Origin of the sequence: Kitasatospora sp. NPDC001540, from assembly GCF_042894345.1 — a bacterium.
Classification (GTDB): domain Bacteria; phylum Actinomycetota; class Actinomycetes; order Streptomycetales; family Streptomycetaceae; genus Kitasatospora; species Kitasatospora phosalacinea_C.
In genome coordinates this window covers 44,746-56,948 of record NZ_JBIAVO010000012.1, presented here as the reverse complement: position 1 = coordinate 56,948, position 12,203 = coordinate 44,746, and the positions used below count along the sequence as shown (strand labels likewise).

Here is a 12,203-nt window from a genome sequence, read left to right as displayed (position 1 = left end):
GGGGGAGTCCCGGTCCGGACGCGAGGGCGGGTTTCCGGTGCGGGGGAACGGCACCGGGGACCCGCCCTCCCGTCGTGCCCGTCGTGCGCCGGTTCAGCGGGCCCCGGCGGTGTGCAGCACGTCCTGGGCGCGGTTCAGGCCGCGCAGCACGAACGCCTCCGCGGCGTCCGCGCAGCGCTCCAGCAGCTCCGGCATCCGCTCCCGCTCCTCGTCCGAGAAGCGCTCCACCACGAAGTCGCCGACCTTCACGCCCTTCGCCGGCCGCCCCACGCCCACCCGCAGCCGGGCGTAGTCCGCGGTGCCCAGCGCCGCGTGCACCGAGCGGGCGCCGTTGTGGCCGCCCGGGCCGCCGCCGCGCTTCAACCGGGCCGTGCCGAACGGGAAGTCCAGGTCGTCCTGCACCACCAGCAGCCGCTCCACCGGCACCCCGTGCCGACGCAGCAGCGCGGCCACCGGGCGCCCCGACAGGTTGATCGACCACTGCGGCTCGGCCAGCAGCACCGTGCGGCCGCCCAGTTCGAACGAGGCGGTGCGGGTGGTCAGGCCGCGCCAGCGGGCGCCGTGCCGCTCGGCCAGCCGGTCGGCGACCAGGAAGCCCGCGTTGTGCCGCGTCCCCGCGTACCGGCGGGTCGGATTGCCCAGCCCCGCCACCAACCAGCGCTCGCCCATCGCCGCGCGCCCCCTTCAGACCAGTTCGGCGGGCAACTGGCGGGCCACCGCGGCGATCCGCCGCCCCGCCTCCACCCCTGAGCAGGCGTACGAGCCGAGCTCGACCTGCCGGGCGACGATACCCCGTTCGGCCCGCATCAGCCGCACCCCCCGGCGCACCAGGTACGGCACCGACTTGCGGCCCTCCCGGACGTCCCGGCGGAAGCGCCGCCAGGCCGTCGTGGACGGCTTGTTGCGCAGGCACAGCGCGTCGCCCAGCAGCCCCTCGGCCCGGCAGCGGCGCACCAGCTCGGCGGCGAAGATCCCCTCCGCGACGAAGCCCGCCGCGCCGTCCAGCAGCAGCACCCGGCTGCCCGCGCGCCCGTTGTCCGGGATCGAGTACACCGGCACCTCGGCCCACCCCTCGAAGGCCAGCGACCGGATCGCCGCCAGCGCCTGGTCCGCGTGCCAGGACAGCGGCGAGTCCCAGTCCGGGCCGCCCCCCTCCGGCAGCTGCGGCAGCGTCGGGTCGTCGCCGTCCTTGTAGAAGTCGTCCAGCTGCAGCACCGGCAGCCCGCTGCGCTCGGCCAGCGAGGACTTCCCCGACCCCGAGGGGCCCGACAGCAGGATGACGCGGGATATCGGGCGGCGGTTCAGCGGGATGTCACTCACGGGGAACCAGTCTGAGGCATCGGAGGGGCAGCTCGGAACCCGTCGGACGTCCCCTTCACGCTGCGTGCGGGCATGGGGACGGGCCCGCACCGGGGGGGAGAAGTGCGGGCCCGTCACGGCCGTCCGGGCCCCGGGGGGATAGGGCGCTGAGGACGGCCGGTCTGTGTGGAGTTGGCCGGTCGGGCGAGGGGCTAGATGCCCATCGGGTGCCAGACCGTCTTCGTCTCCAGGAAGGAGAGCAGCCGCCCGGTGCCGGGCGCGGCCGTCCAGTCCTCCGCGGACGGGTCGGCGGCCGGTCGGACCACTCGCTTCAATGTATCGGCCGCCGCGGCCTCCAGCGCCGCCGCCGCGCCGGGCCCCTCGGGGGCGATCGCCCCGGCCAGGTCCAGCGCGTTGACGTCCTGGTGCGAGGCCAGCGTCGGGGCGAGGTCCGCGGTGCGGCCGGAGAGCAGGTTGACCACGCCGCCCGGCACGTCGGAGGTGGCCAGCACCTCGCCCAGCGACAGCGCGGGCAGCGGGGCCCGCTCGGCCGCCGCGACCACCACGGTGTTGCCGGTGGCGATCGCCGGGGCGACCACCGACACCAGGCCCAGCAGCGAGAAGCCGTACCCCGCCTGCGGCGCCAGCACGCCCACCACCCCGGTCGGCTCCGGCGTCGACAGGTTGAAGAACGGCCCCGCCACCGGGTTGGCGCCGCCCGCGACCTGCGCGACCTTGTCGGTCCAGCCCGCGTACCAGACCCAGCGGTCGATCGCCGCGTCCACCAGCGCCGCCGCCTTCTTCGCGCCCACGCCCTCGGCCGCCGCGACCTCGGCCGCGAACTGCTCCCGGCGGCCCTGCAGCATCTCGGCCACCCGGTACAGCACCTGGCCGCGGTTGTACGCGGTGGTGCCCGACCAGCCCTTGACCGCGGCGCGGGCCGCGAGCACGGCGTCCCGGGCGTCCTTGCGGGTGCCCAGCGGGGCGTTCGCCAGCCACTGGCCCTTCGTGTCGGTCACCTCGTACACCCGCCCGCTCTCCGAGCGCGGGAACTTCCCGCCGACGTACAGCTTGTAGGTCTTGCTGACCTGAATCCGCGCAGGGGCGTCAATTCGGATGGTCGACTCAGACATCGAGGTACGCCTCCAGGCCGTGGCGACCGCCCTCGCGGCCGTAACCGGACTCCTTGTACCCGCCGAACGGCGAGGTCGGGTCGAACTTGTTGAAGGTGTTCGCCCACACCACGCCCGCCCGGAGCCGGTTCGCCATCCACAGGATGCGCGAGCCCTTCTCCGTCCAGATGCCCGCGGACAGGCCGTACGGGGTGTTGTTGGCCTTCTCCACCGCCTCGGCGGGGGTGCGGAAGGTCAGCACGGACAGCACCGGGCCGAAGATCTCCTCGCGGGCGATCCGGTGCGCCTGCGAGACGCCGGTGAACAGCGTCGGGCGGAACCAGTAGCCCGCGCCCGGGAGTTCGCACTCCGGGGCCCAGCGCTCGGCGCCCTCCTGCTCGCCCGCGGCGGCCAGCTCGGTGATCCGGGCCAGCTGCTCGGCCGAGTTGATCGCGCCGACGTCGGTGTTCTTGTCCAGCGGGTCGCCGACCCGCAGGGTGCCCATCCGGCGCTTGAGCGCGTCCAGCAGCTCGTCCTGCACCGACTCCTGCACCAGCAGGCGGCTGCCCGCGCAGCACACGTGGCCCTGGTTGAAGAAGATGCCGTTGACGATGCCCTCGACCGCCTGGTCCAGCGGCGCGTCGTCGAACACGATGTTCGCGGCCTTGCCGCCCAGCTCCAGGCTCAGCTTCTTGCGGGTGCCCGCCAGCTGCTTGGCGATGGCCCGGCCGACCGGGGTCGAGCCGGTGAAGGCGACCTTGTTCACGTCCGGGTGCGCGGTCAGCGCGGCGCCGGTGCGGCCGTCGCCGGTGACGATGTTCACCACGCCCTTCGGCAGGCCCGCCTGGCGGCAGATCTCGGCGAAGCGCAGGGCGGTCAGCGGGGTGGTCTCGGCGGGCTTCAGCACCACCGTGTTGCCGGTGGCCAGCGCCGGGGCGACCTTCCAGGCCAGCATCAGCAGCGGGAAGTTCCACGGGATGACCTGTGCGGCCACGCCCAGCGGCCGCGGGTTCGGCCCGTAGCCCGCGTAGTCGAGCTTGTCGGCCCAGCCCGCGTAGTAGAAGAAGTGCGCGGCGACCAGCGGCAGGTCGACGTCGCGGGTCTCCCGGATCGGCTTGCCGTTGTCGATCGACTCCAGGACGGCCAGCTCGCGCGAGCGCTCCTGGATGATCCGGGCGATCCGGAACAGGTACTTGGCGCGCTCGCTGCCCGGCAGCGCCGACCAGTCGGCGAACGCCTTCCGGGCCGCCCGCACCGCGCGGTCCACGTCCTCCTCGGTGCCCTGCGCGAACTCGGCGAGCACCTGCTCGGTCGCCGGGTTGACGGTCTTCAGCGCCTCCGACCCGGAGGAGTCGACGAACTCGCCGCCGACGAAGTGGCCGTAGCTGGTCGCGATCTCGCCCGCGGCGGCGGGGGACTCGGGGGCCGGGGCGTACTCGAACAGGCCGGAGCGCCGCACGGGCCCGGCCGAGGTCTCGGTCTTCTTGGTCTTGGCCATCGTCCTCAGTCCACCGTCACGTAGTCGGGACCGGAGTACCGTCCGGTGCTCAGCTTCTGGCGCTGCATCAGCAGGTCGTTCAGCAGGCTGGAGGCGCCGAACCGGAACCAGTGCGGGCTGAGCCAGTCGTCGCCCAGCGTCTCGTTCACCATCACCAGGTACTTCATCGCGTCCTTGGTGGTGCGGATGCCGCCGGCCGGCTTCACGCCGATCTGCGTGCCGGTCGCCGCGCGGAAGTCCCGCACCGCCTCCAGCATCAGCAGCGTCACCGGCGGGGTCGCGTTCACGGCGACCTTGCCGGTGGAGGTCTTGATGAAGTCCGCGCCCGCGATCATCGCCAGCCAGGACGCCCGGCGGACGTTGTCGTACGTCTGCAGCTCGCCGGTCTCGAAGATCACCTTGAGGTGGGCCGAGGTGCCGTCGGGGCGCTCGCAGGCCGCCTTGACGGCCCGGATCGTCTCGAACACCTCCAGGTAGCGGCCGGAGAGGAACGCGCCCCGGTCGATCACCATGTCGATCTCGTCCGCGCCCGCGGCGACCGCCTCGGCGGTGTCCGCCAGCTTGACCGGCAGCCCGGCCCGGCCGGAGGGGAAGGCGGTGGCCACCGAGGCGACCTGGACGCCGCTGCCGCGCAGCGCCTCCTTCGCGGTGGCGACCATGTCCGGGTACACGCAGATCGCCGCGACCCGCGGGGTGGAGCGGTCCGACGGGTCCGGGCTCAGGCCCTTCGCGCACAGCGAGCGGACCTTGCCGACCGTGTCCGCGCCCTCCAGCGTGGTCAGGTCGATCATCGAGATGGCGAGATCGATGGCGAAGGCCTTGGCGGTCGTCTTGATCGACCGCGTGCCGAGGGTCGCGGCCCGCGACTCCAGGCCGACCTGATCGACCCCGGGCAGGCCGTGCAGGAAACGGCGCAAGGTGGCCTCGGACGCCGCGACGTCCGAGAGGCCGCCGCCCGCGGCGCCGGGGGCGTTGGCTGCAAGAGTGGACATAGTCACCAGAGCAGCATATCTACGCGCGTAGGAAGCCGGTAGGGCGGGGCGATTTCGAGTCCTGACCGAAATGTGCCCCGCCCCGCCGGGCGGTTACCGCGGGAAGGGCGCGCGGGCCACCAGCAACTGCGGCAGGCCGGTCGGCGGCGGGCCGTTCAGTTCCACCGGCGGGTCGACCAGCAGCACCACCTCGTACCGCTCCGGCTCCGCCCACACCTGCGACCACCGCACCGAGGGGCAGAGCCCGTCGCGCGCGCCCAGCGGCACCCTCAGCGGCGAGTCCGGCGTCAGGTGGTAGACGTAGCCGACCGCGTCCACGCCCTGCTCGTAGCGGTCGCCGGGGCGCTTCAGCACCGGGCCGCCGCCGACCACCACGCCGTCGCGCAGGTACAGCACCTCCAGGTAGTTCGGCGGCGAGCCGATCGCCTCGAAGGCCCGGTCCGTGCGGAATCCGGCCTCGATCACCGGACCCGCGTCGTCGCCCGCCCTGCGGACCGAGGCCACCGACAGGGTGACCCCGTTCGCGGTGGCGGGCCCCGCCAGGGACGGGCGCCGGCCGCAGGCGTACGGGTCGTCCGACGGGCCGGCGGCGTCGGCCCCGCCGCCGGGGCCGGACCAGCGCACCGCGCCCAGCGCCGCCGCGGCCGCCAGGGCCAGCGCCGCGCCGCCGGTCAGCGCCCGCCGGGCCAGTCGGCCGCGGCGGACCCGGCGCACCAGCAGCGCGGTGTCCAGCTCCGGCGGGCCCGCCAGCCCGGCGGCTCCGGGCAACTGCTCGCGGAGTTCCTCGGGGTTCACGTGCCACCACCTTCCTCGGGTGCCTGTCGGTCCCTTCCCAGGGCCGTGCCCAGGCGGGCCAGCCCGTCGCTGAGGTGCCGCTTCACGGTGCCCTCGCGGCAGCCCAGCCGGTCGGCGACGCCCGCGACCGGCAGGTCCTCGTAGTAGCGCAGCACCACGCAGGCCCGCTGCGCGGGCGAGAGCGCGTCCAGCGCGGTCAGCAGCCGCAGCCGGTCGGCGACCGGCCCGCTGTGGTCGGCTCCGGCCTCCGGCCCGGCCACCTTCGGCACCAGCAGGGCGTAGCGCCGCCGCCGCCGGTGCTGGTCGAGGAAGCGGTTGAGCATCGTCCGGCGGACGTACCCCTCCAGTCGTTCGAGCTCCCAGGACCGGTGCGGCCGGGCGAAGACCCGCACCAGCGCCTCCTGCACCAGGTCCGCGGCCTCCGCCCGGTCCCCGGTCAGCAGGAAGCCGTACCGGTTCAGCTCGGCGCCGCGCGCCGCCACCAGTTCGGCGAGCAGGCCCGCCCAGTCCGCCACCGCGTCCCCCTCCGTCGTCCTCCCACCCGGTACCACGAACCGCGGGCGGTTTTCGTTGGGGGGCGGGTGCGGCGGTCGGGGCGGGCCCGGCGGGGACAATGGCGGGATGGACGGCGGAACGAAGGCGCGGGGGCGGCGGCCCGGGGGCGAGGACACCCGGGGGGCGGTGCTGGCGGCGGCCCGGGCGGAGTTCGCGGCGCGCGGCTACCAGAAGGCCAGCATGCGGGCGATCGCCCGCGGCGCGGGGGTGGACGCGGCGCTGCTGCACCACTACTTCGGCACCAAGGACCGGCTGTTCATGGCGGCGCTGGAGTTCCCGCTGGACCCGCGGGCGGTGGCGGAGAACGTGTTCGCGGGCGACCCGGCCACGGTCGGCGAGCGGGTCGCGGGCTTCGTGGTGGGGCTGTGGGAGCAGCCGGAGGTCCGGGAGCGGCTGCTGGCGCTGGTGCGGACGGCGGCGACCGACGAGGAGGTGGCGGCCCTGATGCGCGGCTTCATGGTGACCGAGCTGGTGGGCCGGGTGGCGTCCCAACTGGAGGTGGCCGAGCCGGAGTTGCGGGTGGAGATGGCGATGTCGCAGATCATCGGGCTGGCGATGGCCCGGTACGTGATCGCGGTGGAGCCGCTCGCCTCGGCACCCCCGGAGGCGATCGTCCCGCTGCTGGGACGCGCGCTCCAGGGGTGCCTGACGGGCTGAGCGGTCAGGCCTGGCCGCCGCCGAAGCGCTCGGTCCAGGCGGCCAGGTCCTCGTCGGTGATCTTGGCGAACAGCACCGGCGGGACGGTGAAGCCCGTCCCGGCCGGGACGAGGGCCAGCGCGCGGGCCTCCTCGGCGGAGACCCAGGTGCGGCTGTCGCCGTCCAGCGCGAAGGACTGCCGGATCGCCTTGGCCGCGGCCGGGATGAACGGCTCGGAGACCACCGCATACAGGTGGATCAGGTTGATCGCGATGCGCAGGGTGCGCGCGGCCGCCTCCGGGTCGGTCTTGATCGCGGTCCACGGCGCGGTGACGTCCAGGTACGCGTTGCCCGCCGACCACAGCGCGCGCAGCGCCTGCGCGGCCTTGCGGAAGTTGAGCGCGTCGAGCTGGGCCTCGTACTCGGCGAGCAGCTCGGCGATCTGGGCGCCGAGCTGCTGCTCCGCCTCGCCGTTGGCCGCGCCCGCCGGGACCTCGTCGCCGAAGCGCTTGCGGCTGAAGGAGAGCACCCGGTTAACGAAGTTGCCCAGGGTGTCGGCGAGGTCCTTGTTGACCGTCGCCGCGAAGAGGTCCCAGGTGAAGCTGGAGTCGTCGGACTCCGGGGCGTTCGCCATCAGGTAGTAGCGCCAGTAGTCGGCGGGCAGCAGCTCCAGCGCGACGTCGGTGAAGATGCCGAGCTTCTGGCTGGTGGAGAACTTGCCGCCGTAGTACGTCAGCCAGTTGAACGCCTTGACGTAGTCGACCTTCTTCCACGGCCGGCGCGAGCCCAGGATCGTGGCCGGGAACATCACCGTGTGGAACGGGACGTTGTCCTTCGCCATGAACTCGGTGTAGCGGACGGTGTCGTCCGCCTCGTACCACCAGGAGCGCCAGTCGCCGCCGGTCGCGTCCGCCCACTCCTTGGTCGCGCCGATGTACTCGATCGGGGCGTCGAACCAGACGTAGAACACCTTGCCCTCGGCGGCCAGTTCGGGCCACACGTCGGCCGGGACGGGGACGCCCCACTCCAGGTCGCGGGTGATCGCGCGGTCCTGCAGGCCCTCGGTCAGCCACTTGCGGGCGATCGAGGAGGCCAGCACCGGCCAGTTGTCGCCGTTCGCGGCGATCCAGGCCTCGACCTCGTCGGTCAGCTTCGACTGGAGGAGGAACAGGTGCTTGGTCTCGCGGACCTCCAGCTCCGAGCTGCCGCTGATCGCGGAGCGCGGCTCCAGCAGGTCGGTGGGGTCGAGCACCCGGGTGCAGTTCTCGCACTGGTCGCCGCGCGCCTTGTCGTAGCCGCAGTGCGGGCAGGTGCCGACGATGTAGCGGTCCGGCAGGAAGCGGCCGTCCGCGATCGAGTACACCTGGCGGATCGCCCGCTCCTCGATGAAGCCGTTGGCGTGCAGCTCGCGGGCGATCTCCTGGGTGATCTCCCGGTTCTGCGGGGAGGAGGAGCGGCCGAAGTAGTCGAAGGACAGCTGGAAGCCGTCGTAGACCGCCTTCTGCTGGTCGTGCGCGCGGGCGCAGAACTCGGCCACCGGCAGCCCGGCCTCCTGCGCGGCCAGCTCGGCGGGGGTGCCGTGCTCGTCGGTCGCGCAGATGTACAGCACCTCGTGGCCGCGCTGGCGCAGGTACCGGGCGTACACGTCCGCCGGGAGCATCGACCCGACCATGTTGCCCAGGTGCTTGATCCCGTTGATGTAGGGAAGCGCGCTGGTGATCAACTGCCGAGTCATCCTGGGGGACTCCCATGCTCTCCGGCGGGCGCCCCGGGGCGCCCGCGGGCTGGTTCGGAAGAGCCGGTGCGGGGCGTTTCGGCTGCCGTCCGGCCGGATGCCAATCGTACCGAACCGGGGTGTCCCGGCCGTACCGCTTATCGGGGAGCTGTCAAGGGGCCCGGCACGAGGGGGCGGACGGGCGGCCCGGGCCGGTGACGGCGTGCGCGGTGCCGGGTTCCCTCCGGGCCGCGGCGGGCGCGCGTCTTGACGGGAGGGGCGCGCGGCGCAAAACTCATCACATGATGAATTCTTCGGCGGGGTCGTCCGGCGACCCCGCGGTCCGGATCGACGGACTGGTGGTGCGGCGCGGCGGGAACACCGTGCTGCCCGGGCTCGACCTGGTGGTGGAGCGGGGCAGCGTGACCGGGTTGCTGGGGCCCAGCGGGTGCGGGAAGACCACCCTGCTGCGCAGCGTCGTCGGGGTGCAGCGGACCACCGCGGGCACCGTCACCGTGCTCGGCCGCCCGGCCGGGGCCGCCGCGCTGCGCGACCGGGTCGGCTACGTCACCCAGGCCCCCTCGGTGTACGGCGACCTGACCGTCGGCGAGAACCTCGACCACTTCGCGGCGATCCTCGGCGCCCCGCCCGGCGACCCGGCCCGGGTGATCGCCCAGGTCGGCCTGGAGGCCCACCGCCGCACCCCCGTCGCCCGGCTCTCCGGCGGCCAGCGGGCCCGCGTCTCGCTCGCCGCCGCCCTGCTCGGCCGCCCCGAGCTGCTCGTCCTGGACGAACCCACCGTCGGCCTCGACCCCGTGCTGCGGCAGGAGCTGTGGCGGCTGTTCCGGGAGCTCGCCGCGGGCGGCGCCACCCTGCTGGTCTCCAGCCACGTCATGGACGAGGCCACCCGCTGCGACCGCCTGCTGCTGATGCGCGAGGGCCGCCTGCTCGCCCACGACACCCCCGCCGCGCTGCTCGCCGCCACCGGCGCGCCCGACGTCGAGACCGCCTTCCTCACCCTCGTCCGCACCGCGCCGGAGGCCGTCCGATGAGCGCCGCCACCCGCCGTACCCTCGCCACCGCCGCCCGTGTGCTGGCCCAACTGCGGCACGACCCGCGGACGGTGGCCATGCTGCTGTTCGTGCCCTGCCTGCTGCTGGTGCTGCTGCGCTACATGTACGACGCGCAGCCCGCCACCTTCGACCGGATCGGCCCCGAGCTGCTCGGCGTCTTCCCGCTGCTGGTGATGTTCCTGGTCACCTCGGTCGCGATGCTCCGCGAACGCACCGGCGGCACCCTGGAACGCCTGCTCACCATGCCGCTCGGCAAGCTCGACCTGCTGCTCGGCTACGCGCTCGCCTTCGGCGCCGTCGCCCTGCTGCAGGCCGCCCTCGCCTCCGCGCTCGCCATCGGCGTGCTCGGCCTCGACGTCGCCGGGCCGGCCTGGATGCTGTTCGCCGTCGCGGTCGGCGACGGGCTGCTCGGCATGGCGCTGGGCCTGCTGGTCTCCGCGTTCGCCGCCACCGAGTTCCAGGCCGTCCAGTTCCTGCCCGCCGTGCTGCTGCCCCAACTGCTGCTCTGCGGGCTGTTCGTGGCCCGCGACGACATGGCGCCGGCGCTGCGGCTGCTCTCCGACGTCCTGCCGCTCTCGTACGCCGTCGACGCGATGGGACGGATCACCACGCAGGGCGGCGTCGGCGGACGCGTCCTCGCCGACCTCGCCGTGGTCGCCGGGAGCGCCCTGCTCGCCCTCGGCCTCGGCGCCGCGACGCTGCGGCGGCGCACCGACTGACGGCGGCCGGACGACGGCGGCGTTCGTGACCCTCCCGTGCCCGGGTCGTCATCGGGGCGGCCCGGGCCCTGGGGCAGAATCGACGGCATGACCGAATCCGACCGGACACCCCACCAGGGTTCCGCCGCCGACGAGCCCGTGTACGCCGACCGCGTCTACCGCTCCGTCCCCAGCGTCATCGCGGGCGTCATGATGCTCGCCGTCGCCGCCTGGCTGATCATCGACGCCGTGGTGTCCGGCACCGGGGCCACCCCGTGGGTCGCGCTCGCCGCCGCGCCCGTCTTCGCCTTCCCGGTGATCGCCTACACCCTGCGGCCCGTGGTGCGCGCCGACGACCGGCGGCTGGTCGTCCGCAACCCGCTGCGGACGATCGTCGCGCCCTGGTCCACGGTCGAGGGGCTCAAGGCCGGGTACTCGGTCGAACTCTTCGCCTCCGGACGCAAGTTCCAGGTCTGGGCGATCCCGGTCTCGATCCGCCAGCGCAAGAAGGCCACCCGCCGGGCGAGCCGCGCCGCGGCCGAGGGCGACCCCGCGCTGCGCGGCCCCGACCGCCCCGGCCGGGCCCCCCGCACGCCCCGCCCGGACGAGCTCGACCCGACCCGCGCCTGGTCCGACGCGGTCGTCAACGCGCTCCAGGAACAGGCCGAGCGCAACGCGCACAAGCCCTCGGCGAGCGGCGAGCTCCAGGCGACCTGGTGCTGGTGGATCATCGCGCCGACCCTCGCGGGGCTGGTCGCGCTGGTCTCGGTGATCGCGGCGACCTGAGAAAAGCCCTTTCGGGGGCCGCCCGAACAGAACCCGAAGCCGATGCGCGCAACGGCAGTGAACCGCCAGCAGCCCCGTGCCCGCCGTTCCCCGGGCCCCTGATCGCGCGCCTTCCCGCTCAGGGGACGAGCAGGAGGCGCCCGCGCAGGGGGCCGGATTCCAGGCGGCGGTGGGCGTCGGCGACCTGCTCGAGGGGGAGCGTTCCGGCCGTGCGGGGGGTGAGGCCGGCGGTGGCGAGGGCGGCGAGGCGGGGGCCGTCGGCGCGGATCCAGACGCGGGTGACGCGGGTGCCGCGCAGCGGGGCCGGGCCGGTGCCGAGGACGGCGACCAGGGTGCCGCCGCCGCGGACCGCGTCGAGGGCGGCGGGGCCGAGCGAGGCGGCGTCGAGGGCGGCGTCCACCCCGGAGGGGACGGCCTCGCGGACGGCCGCGGCCAGGTCCGCCGAGCGCGGGACGAAGGTCTCGGCGCCCAGCCCGCGCACCAGCGCCCCGTCGGCGTCGCCCGCCGCGGCGACCACCCGCAGTCCGGCCCGGACGGCGAGCTGGACGGCGAAGCCGCCCACCGACCCGGCCGCGCCGGTGACCAGGAGGGTCGAGCCGGGGCGCAGGTCCGCGAGGTCGAGGGCCTGGGCGGCGGTGAGGGCGCCCAGCGGCAGCCCGGCCGCGGCGACCGGGTCGAGGCCGTCGGGGAGCGGGGCCAGCGCGTCCGCGTCGAGGACGACCTGCTCGGCCTGCGCCTTGAGCGGGAGGCCCAGCCGGTCGGACAGGCCGATGACGGGCTCGCCGCGCCGGAAGCCGGTGACGCCGGGGCCGAGCGCGTCGACCGTGCCGGAGACGTCCCAGCCGAGGCCGGTGACCGCGCGGGCGGGCAGCAGCCCGGCGGCGGTCAGCGCGCCCGAGCGGGTCTGCAGGTCGACGGGGTTGACGGCGGCGGCGGTCACCCGCACGCGCACCTGGCCGGGCCCCGGTGCGGGCACCGGGACGTCGGCGACCTCCAGGACGTCGGGGCCGCCGAAGGAACGGAGGATCACTGCTCTCATGACGGC

The 12,203-nt window shown here is 74.6% G+C and carries 13 protein-coding genes; 4 read left to right on the top strand and 9 right to left on the bottom strand.

Translation table 11 applies throughout. The features are described from left to right. Positions 1-93: 93 nt before the first annotated feature. The 7 genes from pth to ACFY00_RS16735 all read right to left on the bottom strand — a co-directional run bounded on the left by pth (position 94) and on the right by ACFY00_RS16735 (position 6,211). A complete protein-coding gene (gene pth, locus ACFY00_RS16765) occupies positions 94-669 on the bottom strand; it encodes an aminoacyl-tRNA hydrolase (protein WP_388032071.1) in 576 nt (191 codons plus the stop codon). 15 nt (positions 670-684) lie between these two features. Further along, a complete protein-coding gene (locus ACFY00_RS16760; RefSeq protein WP_388032068.1) occupies positions 685-1,320 on the bottom strand; it encodes an ATP-binding protein in 636 nt (211 codons plus the stop codon). Between the two features lie 191 nt (positions 1,321-1,511). Continuing rightward, entirely contained in the window at positions 1,512-2,432 is a 921-nt protein-coding gene (locus tag ACFY00_RS16755; protein WP_388032066.1) for an aldehyde dehydrogenase family protein, read from the bottom strand. Beyond that, on the bottom strand, positions 2,425-3,909 hold the full coding sequence (locus ACFY00_RS16750; RefSeq protein WP_388032064.1) for an aldehyde dehydrogenase family protein: 1,485 nt from the start codon (positions 3,907-3,909) through the stop codon (positions 2,425-2,427). Before ACFY00_RS16750 ends, ACFY00_RS16755 begins: the two co-directional genes overlap by 8 nt. Positions 3,910-3,914: 5 nt before the next feature. Beyond that, positions 3,915-4,901: a deoxyribose-phosphate aldolase gene (deoC, locus tag ACFY00_RS16745; RefSeq protein ID WP_388032062.1), complete on the bottom strand. Its 987-nt coding sequence runs from the start codon at positions 4,899-4,901 to the stop codon at positions 3,915-3,917. A 93-nt stretch (positions 4,902-4,994) separates the two neighbouring features. Beyond that, positions 4,995-5,696, bottom strand: coding sequence for a hypothetical protein (locus ACFY00_RS16740; protein WP_388032060.1), 702 nt, complete (start codon positions 5,694-5,696; stop codon positions 4,995-4,997). Continuing rightward, positions 5,693-6,211: a SigE family RNA polymerase sigma factor gene (locus tag ACFY00_RS16735; protein WP_388032058.1), complete on the bottom strand. Its 519-nt coding sequence runs from the start codon at positions 6,209-6,211 to the stop codon at positions 5,693-5,695. The genes ACFY00_RS16740 and ACFY00_RS16735 overlap by 4 nt, the downstream gene beginning before the upstream one ends. 106 nt (positions 6,212-6,317) lie before the next feature. Between ACFY00_RS16735 and ACFY00_RS16730 the strand changes: the two genes are divergently transcribed. Next, the gene (locus ACFY00_RS16730) at positions 6,318-6,908 is read left to right on the top strand and encodes a TetR family transcriptional regulator (RefSeq protein WP_388032055.1); all 591 of its coding nucleotides are present in this window, start codon (positions 6,318-6,320) and stop codon (positions 6,906-6,908) included. 4 nt (positions 6,909-6,912) lie between these two features. Here the strand turns inward: ACFY00_RS16730 and metG are convergent, their stop codons facing one another. Continuing rightward, complete coding sequence (metG, locus tag ACFY00_RS16725) at positions 6,913-8,622, bottom strand: methionine--tRNA ligase (RefSeq protein WP_388032053.1); 1,710 nt, start codon at positions 8,620-8,622, stop codon at positions 6,913-6,915. A gap of 281 nt (positions 8,623-8,903) precedes the next feature. On the opposite strand from metG, the gene ACFY00_RS16720 reads away from it, so the two are divergent. The 3 genes from ACFY00_RS16720 (at position 8,904) to ACFY00_RS16710 (ending at position 11,158) form a co-directional block, all read left to right on the top strand. After that, positions 8,904-9,653, top strand: a complete 750-nt coding sequence (locus ACFY00_RS16720) for an ABC transporter ATP-binding protein (RefSeq protein WP_388032050.1) — start codon at positions 8,904-8,906, stop codon at positions 9,651-9,653. Beyond that, on the top strand, positions 9,650-10,393 hold the full coding sequence (locus ACFY00_RS16715) for an ABC transporter permease (RefSeq protein ID WP_388032048.1): 744 nt from the start codon (positions 9,650-9,652) through the stop codon (positions 10,391-10,393). Before ACFY00_RS16720 ends, ACFY00_RS16715 begins: the two co-directional genes overlap by 4 nt. A gap of 87 nt (positions 10,394-10,480) precedes the next feature. Beyond that, a complete protein-coding gene (locus tag ACFY00_RS16710; protein ID WP_388032045.1) occupies positions 10,481-11,158 on the top strand; it encodes a PH domain-containing protein in 678 nt (225 codons plus the stop codon). A 118-nt stretch (positions 11,159-11,276) separates the two neighbouring features. Here the strand turns inward: ACFY00_RS16710 and ACFY00_RS16705 are convergent, their stop codons facing one another. After that, positions 11,277-12,197: an NADP-dependent oxidoreductase gene (locus tag ACFY00_RS16705; RefSeq protein ID WP_388032042.1), complete on the bottom strand. Its 921-nt coding sequence runs from the start codon at positions 12,195-12,197 to the stop codon at positions 11,277-11,279. Positions 12,198-12,203 lie beyond the last annotated feature (6 nt).

Excerpts from the sequence above, each read along its gene's own strand:
- ACFY00_RS16720 (WP_388032050.1), top strand. The coding sequence starts at position 8,904 with ATGATGAATTCTTCGGCGGGGTCGTCCGGCGACCCCGCGGTCCGGATC.
- ACFY00_RS16710 (WP_388032045.1), top strand. The coding sequence starts at position 10,481 with ATGACCGAATCCGACCGGACACCCCACCAGGGTTCCGCCGCCGACGAG.
- ACFY00_RS16705 (WP_388032042.1), bottom strand. The coding sequence starts at position 12,197 with ATGAGAGCAGTGATCCTCCGTTCCTTCGGCGGCCCCGACGTCCTGGAG.
- ACFY00_RS16750 (WP_388032064.1), bottom strand. The coding sequence starts at position 3,909 with ATGGCCAAGACCAAGAAGACCGAGACCTCGGCCGGGCCCGTGCGGCGC.
- metG (WP_388032053.1), bottom strand. The coding sequence starts at position 8,622 with ATGACTCGGCAGTTGATCACCAGCGCGCTTCCCTACATCAACGGGATC.
- ACFY00_RS16715 (WP_388032048.1), top strand. The coding sequence starts at position 9,650 with ATGAGCGCCGCCACCCGCCGTACCCTCGCCACCGCCGCCCGTGTGCTG.
- ACFY00_RS16730 (WP_388032055.1), top strand. The coding sequence starts at position 6,318 with ATGGACGGCGGAACGAAGGCGCGGGGGCGGCGGCCCGGGGGCGAGGAC.
- deoC (WP_388032062.1), bottom strand. The coding sequence starts at position 4,901 with ATGTCCACTCTTGCAGCCAACGCCCCCGGCGCCGCGGGCGGCGGCCTC.
- pth (WP_388032071.1), bottom strand. The coding sequence starts at position 669 with ATGGGCGAGCGCTGGTTGGTGGCGGGGCTGGGCAATCCGACCCGCCGG.
- ACFY00_RS16755 (WP_388032066.1), bottom strand. The coding sequence starts at position 2,432 with ATGTCTGAGTCGACCATCCGAATTGACGCCCCTGCGCGGATTCAGGTC.